Here is a 15,439-nt window from a genome sequence, read left to right on the forward strand (position 1 = left end):
GGCAATCAGCGACTCAAGCCGCGAAACAGCGGTCGGACATATAGTTCGGCCGCATTTGCGAACGTCGCTGTCGGCACCCAACGCTGGAGTTCCTGCGCAGAGTTGATCATCGCGGTTACAGCCTCCGCCGCGATCCGCATGTCGCAAAGGCGCACCGATCCGTCGATCACGCCATCGTTCAGCATATCCTGGAAGCGCCAGGTCAACAGCGCGAGCCGCTGCTCCATCTCGTGGCGCAGCTCGGGCCCGATTGCCGTAAGGGCCGACGTCCGCAGTACCACGCCCTCGGGAACCATCTGGCGACTGACCAGAGAAGTCGCGGCAGCTGCGACATGCGACATGCCGTCAGCTTCCTGCCGCAAAGCAAAACCCTGAGCCTGCCGAATGATCGAAAACGTCCGCTCGAAGCACGCGACCATCAGGGCATCGAGATTCTCGTTATGATGATAGAACGCACCCTTGGTAACACCGAGCTCGGCGGATATCCGATCGACGGAAGCTCCCTTATAGCCTTGATCGTTGATCAGCTTCGTCGCCGCGCACAGAAAGGATTCCTGGGATAGTCGGTCCGATTCCGAAAACGGCGTCGGTACCCGCGTTATCGCAATTTTCAACCCAAGCGCCTTGCTGCCGATCCCCTTCAACAAAATGTCGCTCAGTCGGTCGGCGACACGCTCGAAGTCATCGTCGACATAACCGTGAAGCCAGATCACCGACCAGTGCAACTGCGATAGCAGCAAATGGGCGTTGGCATTGCACTGCTCGGGCGTCCAGGACATTTCGGCCGGCCGAAAGAGGCGGCGGACAACCCGGAACATTCCGACATAGGCATCGCCAACTTCACCAAGATGCGGTTCGGACAAGGCCCGCAAATCTCCGAAATGCACGAGCTCCGGCTCTTCCCCCTTTCGAATGCGCGCCTGCATGGCAAAATAGCTCGAGATGAAGAACCGTATGCGCTCGTCGAAGTCGTCGACCGCCAGCGCGCCCTCGGCGAGCGCAAGATGCTTGGCGATAGAACGCATAAACGCCGCCGCGACAAGATCGTCGCGTCGCTTGAAATAATATCGCAGGCTCTTGAGATTGAGCCCAATCTCGGCCGCCACCACTTCCAGCGTGGAATCCTTCAGGCCGCGGCGGTTGAACAGGCCACCGGCGGCGTCGAGTATCTCGGACTTGCGCCGATCGAAGCGCGAAGGCTTATTAGCGGTCGCAGCGGCAGGGCCGGCTTCGATCAATTCGGTGTGCTTCAACTGTGCCTCGCTCATAACTGCAAAGGCTAGCCACCGCGAACCATTAGAGCAACCGCTCAAAGCCAACCGCCCGAATACCAAGCCTGGTCCCGCCTTGCCTCGCTGAGACAAGACGGGACGGCGCCTGCCGGCTCTCTCCCCCCGTCAGGAGCCTGCAAGCCGAGGGTTAGAAACGGTATCGCGCGGTCACGGTCCAATAACGGTCGGCGCCGAAAATGTCGGCTTGAGTAACATTACTCGCGCCAAAGGTGGTGAGAACGGAATTGTCGGCATAGCGATTCCGGAATAGATTGCTCACGACGCCGGTAAGATCGAGACGATCGTCCGCGGTGCGATAAGTGAGAGTCGCATTCACGACGGTGCGCTCCGGCCTGCGAAAACGGGGCACCGTGAATGGGGAGTTGTAGAAGCTCGACTGGTAGAAAACGCTTCCGCCCGGATAGAGATGGCCGGCACTGCCGAGATCGATGCCATAGTACCCGTAGAGAGTAACTTTATGCCGGGGAGCGCGGGGCAACTCATTGCCAGAAAGATCCTGGAGCGCCCCAGAAAGCGGGTTCGGAATCGTTCCCGCGGCATCGAGAAACGCAGGTTCGGAGACATCCACCACACCGCATGTCGGCCCACCGGAATCAGGACAGAAATCGGTGATTTTCGGATGCAGGTAGGTATAGGAAGCAATGATATTGGACTGGTCGTTCGGTCGCCAGGAAATTTGTCCCTCGACACCGTAGATTTCAGTCTTATCGGCATTTTCGAACCGGGTGAAAACCGGTCCCAGCACCGGTCCATCCGGGCCGTTGATAGTGCCGCGCGTACTGATCGGAATCTGCTGATCGTGAAAAATCTGGTAGAAGGCCGACCCATCGAACCGCAGCCGACCTGCGGTCCAGTTCCCGCCGACCTCGTAAACGTCTAGATGTTCCTTGTCGGCGATATTCTGCGGATTGTCGGGGTCCGGACCGGGAACGCCTTGACCCAAGGTGAAAGCGGACGACTGATAACCGCGTGCATAGGATGCATAAAGCTGATCACCCGGGCTCGGTCGCCAGGCGAGGGCAGCGCGACCTGACAGACCCTGGTCGCGACGGAACGGGTCAGCGCTATGGATCAGTGGGGAAAAGTCGGCTGCGTAAAAGGGCGGATAATAATAGACGAAACGGAAGTTGGTATGCGCTTCCTTTTCATCCCAAGTATAGCGCAGTCCCCCGTCGAAACGCAGCGTCGGGGTGATGTCGAAAGTCGCATTGCCGAACAGCGCGGTCGAGCGGATCTCGTAGAGATTGCGCTGTTCAAAGGTCGAACGCCGCGGATTGGGCGGCGGGGGCGTGCCCTCGGGATAAAGGCCGGGCGTGCCGACGATTGGCGTCAGGATCGGGTCAGTAGCATTGACGATATTTTCCCAGAATTGCTCGTCAAAATCTTGATTGTAATAATAGAAGCCGGCCAGCCAATCCACAGGCCCACCCCCCTTGCCCTCCAACCGCACCTCTTGCGACCAAAAGTAGTTGTCGTTGCGATAGTTGGTCCGGTAGTCCGTTGGAACCTGAGTGCCGGGGGCAAAGGTTCCTGGCGCCACCGTGTCCCCATCATAGCTGGTTCGAGACGTCAAATCGCGGTCCGACTGTCCGGTCGCCAGATAGGTTTGGTAACCGCCGACATATACCAGGTTCGCAAATCCGAGATCGAGATCGGCGTTCACGATGTCTTGGAAGTTCTCGCGGAGCCGGTCGTAACCGGCGATATTGACGTTAGTGGTGTAGGGCTCGCTCGGAACCGGTCCGGTGTAGCCGAATTGCGGATTGGGCGACAACGCGCCGAATACGGCGCCGTTGTTATTCAATCCGTTGTTGTAGCGGCTGAGCGTCGCATAGCCCGGCTGGTTGTCATAGGTGAAGGTGGTGGCGCGATTGCGGATGTGGAAGCCGCCGATGTTCCATTCTAACTGAAACTCCACATACAGATTGCTTACCGCAAAGCCCGCATCATCGACCCCCGCTACGGCCTCGAATATAGTCGGCTGGACAATCTCCTGAATGCCGACCCTGAAGCCCAGATTATCCGTCAGCGGTCCTGCTATATTGGCGCCCACATTATACGCACCATCGCGGCCGAAACCTGCCTGCGCCTGCGCGGTAAATTCTTCGGTCGGCGCGCGCGAGATCACGTTGATGGCACCAGCAATCGCATTGCGACCATAAGTGGTGCCCGCAGGCCCCCGAACAAAAGTGACATTACCGCCAAACAGCGTCGATTCGCCGATATTCGCCGGAACAAGATTGATGAATCCATCGATATATTGAACTACGGTATTCTCCTGGCCGAGCAGGGTCTGCGCCGTCTGGCGACCGATGCCGCGCACGTTGATGCCGAAATCGTCGGTGATGTTGAAGCCCGGTTGCTGCCGGACCAACTCGGTGGAGGTGTTTACCCCGCCAAGATTGCGGTCCTCGGCGGAGATGATCGATTTCGGCTGCGGTTGGTCGAGAAACTCCTGAAACCTCGAACCCGTAACGACGATAGAACGCTCTTCAACGACGACTTGACGATCCTCATTATCTTCCTGCTGCTGCGACTGATCATCGCCAGTGGTAGATTCAGCATTTTGGGGCCGGTCTTCGTCGGTCGAGTCATTGGCAGGGGATTCTTGCGACCCTGCGGCTCTGCTGCCGCTTTGAGCATAAGCTCCATCACACGCAAAAAAAGCAGCCGCCGCACACGATATGTACAGTAAATTTTTCATAGCCGATTCAGCCCCTCCATTTATCCCGTTCATTGCGGGTTTTTGCAGCCGCTTAGCGCAAACCGCGTTTCTCAACGGGGTTTTCCGCGATTCTTTCTTGCTAGTCAAGCTTCCATCCATATCTTGCGCATTTCATGCCAAAGATCAGTTCTGAAATGACCCAGCGAGCCTTGGCTAGACCGTACTCTCCTTCTTAAGTCACGTTTTTCAAGATTGCTATCCGGCAGCTTGCGATGCATCTGCGGGGCCGCTGCCGACCCAGTCGGCTAGGACCAATCTTCGCCCCTTGAGACCGAGCCGATTTGATTGCGTGAACGCGCTACTGACCGGTATTATGGTGGTTGGCGCCGCATATCTTTTGGTCATTACGATCGCCGGTGACGGCTCCTGGCCACCTGCTCCAAGCATGGCTTGCGAGATGATGGGTACACTTCTTCGCTTCGAAAAATTCACCGGCCAAGCCGTGCCCAGCAGTGTTTGAGAAAAGTGGTTTGCTTCGATCCTCTTCCCTGCTTAGGATCGAGGTAAAGGAAGGGTGTTCATGAAAGATTTTCAAAACAAGGTTGCGGTCGTGACCGGCGGGGCAAGCGGCATCGGTTTGGCACTGGCTGAACGATTCGGACGAGGGGGGTGCCGCGTCATGCTCGCGGACATCGAAGAACAGGCACTTAAGGAAGCCGTCGAGCGGCTCAGGAATATGGGCATCACCGCCGATGGCTTGATAACCGACGTTGCGGACTATGATTCCGTGGTCGCGCTCGAAGCGCACACCCGTGAGCGGTTCGGCGCGACCCATCTTCTGTTCAACAATGCCGGCGTTTCGATCACGGGCCCAACCTGGCAAATGAGCGCCGACGATTGGCGCTGGGTATGGAATGTGAACGTCTGGGGGGTGGTGAACGGCATTCGCGCATTTCTCCCGGGCATGATGGCGCGCGGTGAAAACGGCCATGTCATCAACACGGGAAGCCTGGCCTCGTTCAACGGCAACGGCGATCACGCACCTTATTGCTCCAGCAAGGCCGCGGTGCTTGGCCTGAGCCAGTCTCTCTATAGCGAGATGCAGGCGATGTTGACGGGCATCGGGGTTTCGATCATCTGTCCCGGCATGGTGGCGACGCGCATCCACCAAAGCTGGCGCAACCGCCCTGAAACCGATGCGCCATGGAGCGACCGCGAATTCGCCAACGAAGCGTTCGTTCAAGGCAGCGAGGAATTCCAAGGGCGCGGACTGGCGCCCGAGGAGATCGCTCAATCGACTTTCGAGGCAGTGAGCAATGAGTGTTTTTACGTGTTCAGCGGTCCGACCTGGCGGCATTTCATGGAGGTCACCGTCGGCCGGACGATACGCGGTGAAAATCCGCTTGTCCTGACTTGGGGGGAAGATCGGCGCGCTCCGGAGGATCGCGAACGCGTCCCCTGGAGCGAGTTTGGGGAGACCGTGTGAACCCAGCGACATTCCGTCAATTAGATCGTGTAGAGCTCGATTGCCTCAAAGGCAGGCTAAGCCATGACGGCTACGCCATCGTGCCGCAGTTCCTCGATCCGGCCGGCTGCGATCAGGTGTTGGCGAGCTTGCAGGAACTCCATGCACGGCAAGACTTCGGCGATAACGACTTTACCGGCACCCGGACGAAGCGCGTCTTCAACCTTTTCGCAAAAACGCGCGTTCTGGACGCCTTGCTGGTAGAACCAAACCTGCTCGATCTCGTGCACCACATGCTCGGTCCCGGAGCCAGACTTTCGATCGCTTCGACCATGGAAATTCATGCCGGCGAGACGGCGCAGGCGTTGCACCAGGACGACGCCTATTTTCCCGAACGTCCACATCCCGCGCTGGTCGTCAACACGATCTGGGCATTGACCGATTTCACCAAGGAAAATGGGGGCACATGCCTAGTTCCCGGATCGCATCGGCAAGCCGGGCCGGTCGATCCCGCGGCTCGATCCGTGGCCGCAGAAATGCCTCGCGGATCGGTACTGCTTTGGGATGGCGCGGTCTGGCACGGCGGCGGCCCCAATATGACTGAAACGTCCCGCTTCGGGCTTTCACTCAATTATTGCCGCGGCTGGATTCGTCAGCAGGAAAATCAGTATCTCAGCCTGGATCCGGCCATGGTACTTGGCTTGCCGGAGGACGTCCAGAAATTGCTGGGTTACGACATCTGCGAATTTCTTGGCTGGGCCGACGGCCGCCATCCCATGCGCGCCATCATTCCCGAAGTTCGAAAGCGCGTATATGCGGGAATGCGAAAAAGACGCAGCTAAATCAAGAGGCTGCCGGCAACTTGTCGGCTGTGCGTATTTCAAAATCCGCTGCGTCATGGCGCTCATGCAGCTGGCTCGACTGCTCGCCAAAGATACGATTGACCATGCGCCCGCGTTTTACCGCAGGTCGCTGACCTATCATGTCCGCCCACCGTCGCACATTTGTATATTCTTGCACCGCCAGGAACTCACCCGCCTCGTAGAGCAGCCCCTGAACGAGCGCACCATACCAGGGCCAGATCGCCATATCGGCGATCGTGTATTCGGTGCCGCCGACATATTCGTTCTGCGCCAAACGCTGTTCAAGGACATCGAGCTGTCGTTTCACTTCCATGGTATAGCGATCGATAGCGTACTCGATCTTGATCGGTGCATAGGCGTAGAAATGACCAAAGCCCCCTCCCAGCAACGGAGCGGCACCCATCTGCCAGAATAGCCAAGACATAATCTCTGCGCGAGCAGCCGGAGCGATCGGCAGAAAAGCGCGGAACTTATCCGCTAGATATAACAGGATCGAACCGGACTCGAAAATCCGGATGGGTTCGCGTCCGCTCCGATCCATCAAAGCTGGAATTTTCGAGTTGGGATTTATCTCGATGAAGCCACTGCCGAACTGGTCTCCGTCGTTGATACGAATGAGCCACGCATCATACTCAGCGCTGGTGTTACCGGCCGCAAGCAGTTCTTCCAGCATCACCGTTACCTTTACCCCGTTCGGTGTGGCCAAGGAATAAAGCTGCAACGGATGTTCGCCGATCGGCAGGGCCTCGTCGTGCGTAGCGCCCGCGACCGGTCTGTTGATATTGGCGAACGCACCGCCATTCTCCTTATCCCAAGTCCACACCTTGGGCGGAAGATAATCAGTCATCTGCAGGTCCTTTCGGTAAATTGAAACCTCGCCCGATAGCCGAGGTCTGAACTGGCTTTCGCACTAGATCGGCAAGACATGCACCCGGTTGCCCTATCATGCTTGCAGCGTTCCGCTAAGGCTGATCAGGCCCATATGCCGCGGTAATGCTAAACGCCTCGATTCGGCCATTGCGCTCCTGCCGCTGGCGCTCCGGGTCGTGAGAATCCGCAGTGCAGACATAAAGCGTTTTGCCATCCCTGCCGTTCAACGCGCAGGCAAAAGCGGGCCTTACGGTAGCCAAGCGATCAACCACTTCGCCTCCCTCACGCACGCGCAGAACCTCTTTCGTGCTCGGCGATGCAGCCCAGATCGCGCTTTCGCTATCCAGACAAATTCCGTCAGGATAGACGGCCTTATCGAGCTTTGCCCAAATCCGGCGATCGGACAGACTTCCGTCATCCGCGATGCTGTACGCAGTGAGCCGGGCTGCCCAAGTCTCGGCCACTACCAAGGTGCGACCGTCGGCCAAGATCACCATTCCGTTCGGAAACCAGAGCTTGTCTGCGACAACCCGCGCCGATCCGTCCGCATCAACTCTGATGAGCACCGTCGGACATGGCTCTTCCACATTGTCCAGCTCGAACCCGAAATTGCCGACATAGGCGCCGCCGCTCGCGTCCACCACCATGTCGTTGCAGCGCCGGGGCGCCAGATCCGAAAGATCGGCATGGGTCACGAGACTACCGTCCGCTTCCATTCGCAGCACGCGCTTGTCGGTCATGGACACCACCAGCATCCGCCCGTCTGGCAACCATCCGAGGCCCGACGGCTTGGTTGGGACGGCGCAGATTGTCTCTGTTTTACCGTGTACCAGCCTGCAGACCGCATGCCCATGCATATCAGACCACCACAGGCATCCCTCGTGCCATCGCGGGCCTTCGCCAAAGGCAATGTCGGAGGCGACGATCACCAGCTGGTCGCAGGCGGCTTGCCCTCGAAATTCGTCTTGCCGGCCGCGGTCATGCCGGCATCGATAACCAGATCATGACAGGTCACGAACTTTCCTTCATCGCTCGCTAGATAAAGTGCTCCATAAGCGATGTCTTCCGGATGTCCCGTGCGCTGAAGCGGTGTGGCGGCGGCCAGATTTTTCTCCAGTTTCGCCATCGATGCGGCGATATGGGCATCGTCCATGTCGGCCGCCCGCTCCGAGCCGCCGAAGAAAATAGGCGTGGCAATTCCGCCGGGCGCGATCGAATTCACGGTAATGCCCCACGGCGCAAGTTCAATTCCGGCAACCTTGGTCAACTGGCGGACTGCCGCCTTGGCCGCGCTGTACAGGAAACCTCCATAATTGGTACTGAGCGCTGCAACGCTGGCATTGTTGATGATCGCGCCGCTGCCTTGCTCCTTCATGATCGGAACGGCATGCTTGATGCCGAACAGAACGCTGCCGACGAGCAGGTCCATCGCATCGTGAAACTGTTCCTTAGTCACCGTTTCGAGCGTCCCGCCCATGCCGCCGCCAGCATTGTTGAACAGACAGTCGAGCCGATCCCACTCGTCGGTCGCGGTGTCGATCGCACGCTGGATGTCTTCCTCGTTGCGGACATCGCCTTGAACGAAACGGGTCGAAGCACCGAACTTCTCAGCAAGCTTTTCACCTTTGTCACCGTTGCGACCGGTGAAGACGACGCGTGCGCCCTCGGTTACGAACAGCTCGACGGTGGCCTCGCCGATGCCACTGGTGCCCCCCGTGACTACTGCTACCTTGCCGGAAAGCCGATTGCCCATTTTGTTCTCCTAAGCTGTTTCCCGCGCGAGCTTTTCCAGCAGCTCCCGCTTCAGGATTTTGCCGATCGCGCTGCGCGGCAAATCGTCCACCACACGCACCTCGTGCAATCGCTGGGTCTTGCCGAGTCTGGCATTCGCATGGGCGCGCAGTTCCTCGCCGGTCGTGTTCTGACCGGGCGCTAACGTCACGAAACCGACCGGCGTCTCGCCCCATTCCCGGGATAGCGCACCGATCACGGCCGCTTCCAGCACGGAAGGATGCGTCGTCAACGCGTCCTCCAGATCGATCGGATAGATGTTGACGCCGCCGGAGATGATCATGTCCTTCTTCCGTCCGATCAGCGTAAAGAATCCATCCTCGTCGACCGAGGCGAGGTCGCCGGTGCGGATGAAACGCTCGCCTTCGGGACTATGCCATTCGGCTTCGGCCGACTGTTCGGGCTTGTTATGGTAACCGTTCATCATCGTGGCCGAGCGGCCCACCACTTCTCCGACCTGGCCGGGCGACATGATTTGCCCATCCGGCCCTATCACCCTAATGTCGTGACCGGGCATCGGCTGACCGACCGTTGCCAATTTATCAGGGTGCTCGTGCGCGACGAGCATGCAGGAGCCGCCACCCTCGGTCATGCCGTAATATTCAATCAAGCCGCCGGGCCAACGCCGCAGCACCTCTGCCTTCAACTCGGCCGAAAATGGCGCCGAGGTCGCGTATTTCAGATAATAGCTCGACAGATCGAACCGGTTGAAATCCGGGACGTCCAGGATCCGGCGATACTGAACCGGCACCAGCATGGCGAAGCCGACACGGTATTTCTCGCTCAGCTCCAGAAATTCCCGGGCATCGAACTTGGGCATCAGCACGACCGTCCCGCCACCGGCCAGCGCGGGGATGAAGCTCACCAAAGTCGTATTCGAATAGAGACCGGTCGAAATGATCGCGACGGCGTCTGGCCCATAGCCGGGAGGGTCGGACAGGTTGTTGTGCGGCCAGCGCATGGCATAGGATTGCACGATGCCTTTGGGCGCGCCGGTCGTCCCCGACGAATAGATGATGTTGAACGGCTGGTCGGGCGTGATCTGAACCGGCTCGGGCATGACTCCGATCGGAGGAAGCCAGTCAGCGAAAGACTCTCCATCCGCGCTGTCTTCCAATTCAATTCGCCGGGCTCCGATGCGATCGGCAACGGGATGCAGATGACGCGATAGTTCGGCGTCGGTAAACAGATGGCTTGCGCCGCTATCGGCAATCATGATCTGCAGCTGCGTCGCCGTTGCTGACGGAGCCAGCGGAGAAATTGCAGCGCCGGCCCTCAATGTTCCGATAAATATGGCAGCGTAATCAATGCTGCTCGCTGAGCAAATGGCAATGACACCGCCCAGCACGACACCGTCACGCTGCAACCCATAAGCCACGCGGTCGGCACGCCGATCCAGTTGCTCATAGGTAATTTCTGCATCGCCGCAGATAATTGCGATATGATCGGGCCGCGCTTCAGCCTGGAGGCGAAAAAGTTCTGGAAAGGTCCCGAACGAACGACCGACATAATCTGAAATTGTCTGAGGCGTAACGCTCATCTCAGCTTGGCGAGATAGGCAATAATTTCTTTTCGATCGGCTTCGGTCGTGGCCACTTTCGGCATTTTTCCGTCCGGCGCGATCGAATTTGGATCGGCAATATAGCGGTCGAGCGTCTTCCATCCCCAAGTCACGCCGCTCTTTTTCAAAGCCGCGGAGTAACTGTAGCCGCGTGCAGTCCCGGCCTTCCTACCGCCGACCCCGTATAAATTTGGACCCACGCCATTCGGACCACCTTTCACGACATTATGACAAGCCGCGCATTTCGCAAAAACGGGGGGCTTTACAGGCGTGGAACCAGTTTTAGCCTCACTCGCCGTCGAAATCAGCATTCCCGAAAACGTTGCGAAAAACGCGCCCGCCGATCCAAGCAATAACGATGTCGTCCTCATCAAACCTCTCCATTCAACATATACGCGAGAAGGCTTCCATGGCGAAACGCACCATCTATCCGCTCTCTCTCGCCACAAATAGCAGCTAGCATATCTCGAAACAATGTTTTTGAGAAAATAGGTTTGCCCATCCGTTTCGGCTATACGAGTTCCTCGGCAAGCAGTGAGGACAGCGGCATCGTCAGCGACAGGATCAGCATTCCCGCCATTGCGACCGCTGCCAGTATGATCGTGTGGAAGACCCCGATCGGATCGGCGACGATCCCCCAAAGCCAGCTGCCGAGCGCCAGTCCGCCGAGCGCGGCCATCTGATGGATAGACATCACTCGGCCAAGCAGCGGCCGCGGCGTCTGGATCTGCATGACCATATTGAAGAGCGTGTAGCCAAGCGTCGCCGCAAAACCTGTCAGCCCCTCGGCAGCCGCCGTGACCGCCAAATTATTACTGCCGCCGATGATCGCCATGCCAGCGGCCGTCAAAGCAATCGACAGGCGCAGAACCGGCTCCATGCCGAACCGCAACCGCAAGTTATTAGCGAACAAAGCACCCACCACCGCGCCGCCGCCAGAGCAGCCGAAAACCAGGCCCATGCTATCGGGGCCAGCTCCCAACTGGCGGACAACAATCGGGATAAGGGCAAGCAGCGCGCCCAAGGCCATGCCGAACAATGTCACGCGGATCAGGACGCGGCGAAGCTCGGTCGCTACCGCAACATGAACCAGTCCCGCGCGGATTGCGCCGAGCATGCGCCCACGCGGCTCGAGCGAGACTTGCTTTTCAAACCGCAACCAGCGCGCGAGAACGACCAGAAGCCCGACATAGCTTGCCGCATTGACGATGAACGAAGCCTGCGCACCGCCCCAACCGACCACCATTCCGCCAAGCGCCGGACCCGCGGTACGCGAGAGATTGAAACCGATGATGTTGAGCGAAATCGCCTCGGGGACATGACCGATCGGCACCATGTCGCGCACTGCCGCCTGCCAGGCGGGAGCATTGAAGGCGAAGCCGGAACCGATCACAAACGTCAGCCCGATCAGGATTGCCGGGGTCACGGCCTGCTCGACCGCCAGCCAGGCGAGCAGCGCGGACGCGGCAAACATGGTCAGCTGCGCCACGATGAGTACCAGGCGTCGGTCCACCGCGTCCGCGACCGCTCCCGCGACCAGCGAAAACAACAGCATGGGCAACAGGGCCGCGCTCGTTACCAGGCTGATGATCTTGGGATCGCTGGTGAGCGACGTCATCAGCCACGCCGCGCCGACCGCCTGCATCTGCCCGCCGAAATTGGATATGGTGTTCGTCAGCCATACGCCGGCGAACAGGGAATAGCCGAACGGAGCCAACAGCCCCCGCCTGTGCAAACGCCCTGTTCGACCGGGTGGCGGAATGGCCGCCTCGCCCAATGCTCCAAGCCTTTCGCTATTTGCCGTCGACCGAAAACGCCATCAGCACATTGCCATCGGCATTTTTTAGATCGCGGCCGGCGGTTGCGCCCGATCGACCGGCATAGCCCGAATGGACATAGACCATGCCGTTCGCGATCGTGGGGCCGGCACCATCCATCACACCCCCGTAGACCGTCTCGCCGTTAAGCGCCTTGACCGGTTCGCTACCGGTATCGACATCCCAGATGACATGCCCGTCGTCGCGATCATAGGCGCGAAAATGACCATCATAACTGCCGGCGAAAACGACGCCCGGGATGACGCTGATCGCTTGGCTGATCGCTCCATGACACCACCAGTTTTTCCAGCGGCATTTCGGGTCGGGGGCGCCGGGCTGGTTCCACACGACCTCGCCCGTTCGCGCATCGAGCGCCCACAAACCCGGATCGCCGCGCTTGGGTTCGGGAGCCGCTATGTCCGAGACACCGGCATAAACCTGCGTATCGTCGGCCGCGGTCCCGAATTCGATCCCGCCCAGTGCACTGCCGTCGCTCAGCTTGCGTTCCCATAATTTGGCGCCGTCGTCGGCCGGGTCGAGCCCGTAGATCATGCCGGATTTCTGGCCCACCAGCAGCACCTGCCCCCCGCCTGCAAGATCATGAAGGATCGGCGCCGCTCCGATGGAAAAGTCGGGGCCGAGCGGTGACGGGCAATTTGCCGGACGATCTTTCGGTTTGCGATAACAGCCATCGATATAGTTATCGTCCGGGGTCAGCTGGCGAGCCCAGCGCACCTCGCCTGTATCGGCGTCCAGCGCCATTACCGAATCGGAGTTATCATACTCCTTGTCGGTGTAACTGTTCGACGTGCCGATATAGACGAGCCTGCGCTCGGGATCGATCGTAGGCGTCACCCAGACCGCTCCGCCGGATGGCCCCCATAAATCCTTGCCGAGGTCGTTTTTCTTAAACGGCTTGGGCACTTCGTCGGTCGTGTAGCGCTTCCACAGCACCTGGCCGGTCGCGGCGTCGAGGGCCACCACCGCGCCGCGGAACTTGCAGCAGATCCAATTGGGCGACTGCGCAAACGCTTCGTTCCCGGATGAGATCGGCACATAAAGCTTGCCGTCCCAATAGGTCACCGATCCCGTCATCTGGAGACCGGGCTGATTGTCGATCACCGTCTTCCAAAGCTGCTCGCCGGTATCCGCATCGAGAGCGACCGCACTCTTCGACCAGTCGGAAAAGAACAGCGCTGTCTTGACCGGCGATCCTTCGGGCATGGCAGCTACCGCGACGCTCGTGCGCGTCGCCGATGTTGCGGCGTGGCGCCAGTAAACGCAGCCGGTCTGGGCATTCAGCGCGTATACCGCCCCCGACATCGACGTGACGAACAACCGATCACCGAGTACCGTCGCTTGGCCGTTTTTCGCACCGGGATACTGGAACGCCCATTTCAGCTTGAGCCGGGGCACATCACCGGGTTTCAAGCCCGGATCGCGCTGGAACCGAGCATTGTCCTTGGTCGGGCTCCAACCATTCCAGCCGCCCTCCGCATTGACATCGACCGGCATCGCTGACGCGGAACATTTCGGAGCATCGAGCGGGGTTCCTTCAACTCCGTCACCCCAAATTTCGTCCGGATCGATATCGGCGTTCGCCTGGTCGTCGTCCTTGACGACACTGACATACTGAGCGATCGCAGCCATCTCGGGAGTGCTCAATCCTTCCGCCATGGGAGCCATCGCTCCGTTGCGCATGGTGGCGAGAATGAAGCTTGCGGGATTTTTGGACAGCACTTCACGGCTCGGCGTTCGATCGGTGGCATTGTCATGGCATGCCGCACACCGCGCATTGTAGAGTTCTTCGCCGTTGGGCGTGCCCGACGGAGCGGCTCCCGGAATCTGCCCGTCGGCGGTTTCGATCGGCACATGACCGGATGGAGCCGTCGTGCTTTGCTGTTGAAATGCCGATGCGTGCACGATGGTGCCCGCAAAAATCAGCATCGCGCCCATCAGCGTCGCAACAGGCCATTTACGGCTCAAACCATAGGAAAGAGCTACATTTTTCAATTTCAACATCAATAATGATCCGTGAAACGGCCAAGTTTGCAGCGATATCCTTGCGGCGGCTTGGTCAGCTTGAATGACGACGGGTTGCTGCCCTTCGGATGCGAAGCCATCGTCTCGAGCGCCCACAGATTGAAGGCATCCGTATTTACTTGAGGCCACATATGGCCGTGATCTGCGCTGCAAGCGACATGCACAATCTTGGACTGTGCGCTGAAATAATTCGACGCGGCCTGAGTGGTTGGGCGATAATCGGAACATAGCCCGATCGGCGGCCCGCAATCCCATTTATCGTTCTTCCCGCCCCACACCGTTATGACGATCATGGGATCGAGCTTTTTGGGTAATGGATATGGACCGACCCGGCCTTGGAATATTTTGTCGGGATCGTCGGCGACAAATTCACGCGCCTGCTGGAACGACATCGATGAACCGTCATCCCTGGTGGTGTACCATTCGCCGGAGATAGGCATGCCACCCCCCCAAAAGGATGAATCAAACAGCAAAGCGCGATTGGTCATGGTTCCGCCGGATGAAATTCCGCCGACATAAAGGCGCTTTCGGTCGAGCTTCCATTTGGTGCCGACGCAGCGCACCATCGCTTCGAGAAACCGCACGTCCGGACCTGCATCGGTTTTCCAGCGATCGCCTTGCGCGGTGGTAGCACGCCCTTCATGCCACGGATTCCAGTTCCAGCCGTCATGGCCTGGGCCGTTGCATCTGCCCGCTGCGAGATCGGGGTCTTGATCGGCGCATTCGCGCACTGGCGCTATCACCATATATCCGGCGTCGGCGAGCGCGGCGTTGTGGCCGTTGGGTAGACGGTACAGGTTCCAATTGGTGGCTTCGACGGTGCCGACCATCGGCACCCAAACAGGCGCTGCGCCGGATGCATCGGTTGGAGGAACAACCACGAACGCACGATCGACGCCATCTGACGGAAAATCGACATTCAACCCTGCCTTGGGTTCAAAATTCTCAGGACATTTCCATTCTGATTGCGCAGCAGCAGATGCCGATGTTGCCACTCCGGCCAGACCAAGCGCGGTCATTATACAAGGCAATCCAGTGGCGAACGACCGAGGCTTGACGAAACGAAACATAT

General features: G+C 58.9%; 12 protein-coding genes. 2 read left to right on the plus strand and 10 right to left on the minus strand.

Going from position 1 to position 15,439, the window contains the following annotated elements; all coding sequences use genetic code 11:
• Nucleotides 1–5: 5 nt before the first annotated feature.
• Together ACOQPC_RS12165 and ACOQPC_RS12170 are read right to left on the minus strand one after the other, a co-directional pair.
• Nucleotides 6–1,334 carry a TetR/AcrR family transcriptional regulator gene (locus ACOQPC_RS12165; RefSeq protein WP_420605991.1) on the minus strand — a complete coding sequence of 443 codons (1,329 nt, stop codon included), beginning with the start codon at nt 1,332–1,334 and terminating at the stop codon, nt 6–8.
• Nucleotides 1,335–1,419: 85 nt separating this feature from the next.
• Nucleotides 1,420–4,104 carry a TonB-dependent receptor gene (locus tag ACOQPC_RS12170; RefSeq protein WP_420605992.1) on the minus strand — a complete coding sequence of 895 codons (2,685 nt, stop codon included), beginning with the start codon at nt 4,102–4,104 and terminating at the stop codon, nt 1,420–1,422.
• Between the two features lie 433 nt (nt 4,105–4,537).
• On the opposite strand from ACOQPC_RS12170, the gene ACOQPC_RS12175 reads away from it, so the two are divergent.
• Nucleotides 4,538–5,443: an SDR family NAD(P)-dependent oxidoreductase gene (locus ACOQPC_RS12175; RefSeq protein WP_420608135.1), complete on the plus strand. Its 906-nt coding sequence runs from the start codon at nt 4,538–4,540 to the stop codon at nt 5,441–5,443.
• On the plus strand, nt 5,440–6,264 hold the full coding sequence (locus tag ACOQPC_RS12180) for a phytanoyl-CoA dioxygenase family protein (RefSeq protein ID WP_420605993.1): 825 nt from the start codon (nt 5,440–5,442) through the stop codon (nt 6,262–6,264). The genes ACOQPC_RS12175 and ACOQPC_RS12180 overlap by 4 nt, the downstream gene beginning before the upstream one ends.
• A gap of 1 nt (nt 6,265) precedes the next feature.
• Here ACOQPC_RS12180 and yghU read toward each other — a convergent pair whose 3' ends face one another.
• From yghU to ACOQPC_RS12220, 8 genes are all read right to left on the minus strand, one after another.
• Nucleotides 6,266–7,132: a glutathione-dependent disulfide-bond oxidoreductase gene (gene yghU / locus ACOQPC_RS12185; protein WP_420605994.1), complete on the minus strand. Its 867-nt coding sequence runs from the start codon at nt 7,130–7,132 to the stop codon at nt 6,266–6,268.
• A 115-nt stretch (nt 7,133–7,247) separates the two neighbouring features.
• Nucleotides 7,248–8,012, minus strand: a complete 765-nt coding sequence (locus ACOQPC_RS12190; RefSeq protein WP_420608136.1) for an SMP-30/gluconolactonase/LRE family protein — start codon at nt 8,010–8,012, stop codon at nt 7,248–7,250.
• A 68-nt stretch (nt 8,013–8,080) separates the two neighbouring features.
• A complete protein-coding gene (locus ACOQPC_RS12195; protein ID WP_420605995.1) occupies nt 8,081–8,908 on the minus strand; it encodes an SDR family NAD(P)-dependent oxidoreductase in 828 nt (275 codons plus the stop codon).
• 9 nt (nt 8,909–8,917) lie between these two features.
• The gene (locus tag ACOQPC_RS12200; RefSeq protein ID WP_420605996.1) at nt 8,918–10,486 is read right to left on the minus strand and encodes a class I adenylate-forming enzyme family protein; all 1,569 of its coding nucleotides are present in this window, start codon (nt 10,484–10,486) and stop codon (nt 8,918–8,920) included.
• On the minus strand, nt 10,483–10,878 hold the full coding sequence (locus tag ACOQPC_RS12205; protein ID WP_420605997.1) for a c-type cytochrome: 396 nt from the start codon (nt 10,876–10,878) through the stop codon (nt 10,483–10,485). Before ACOQPC_RS12205 ends, ACOQPC_RS12200 begins: the two co-directional genes overlap by 4 nt.
• A gap of 140 nt (nt 10,879–11,018) precedes the next feature.
• Nucleotides 11,019–12,284 (minus strand): MFS transporter, encoded by a 1,266-nt coding sequence (locus tag ACOQPC_RS12210; RefSeq protein ID WP_420605998.1) that lies wholly within the window; start codon nt 12,282–12,284, stop codon nt 11,019–11,021.
• Between the two features lie 16 nt (nt 12,285–12,300).
• Nucleotides 12,301–14,346, minus strand: a complete 2,046-nt coding sequence (locus ACOQPC_RS12215) for a PQQ-binding-like beta-propeller repeat protein (RefSeq protein WP_420605999.1) — start codon at nt 14,344–14,346, stop codon at nt 12,301–12,303.
• Nucleotides 14,346–15,437, minus strand: coding sequence for a hypothetical protein (locus ACOQPC_RS12220; protein WP_420606000.1), 1,092 nt, complete (start codon nt 15,435–15,437; stop codon nt 14,346–14,348). Before ACOQPC_RS12220 ends, ACOQPC_RS12215 begins: the two co-directional genes overlap by 1 nt.
• Nucleotides 15,438–15,439: the final 2 nt, after the last annotated feature.

It is taken from the genome of Novosphingopyxis sp. (assembly GCF_965218915.1).
GTDB lineage: Bacteria > Pseudomonadota > Alphaproteobacteria > Sphingomonadales > Sphingomonadaceae > Novosphingopyxis.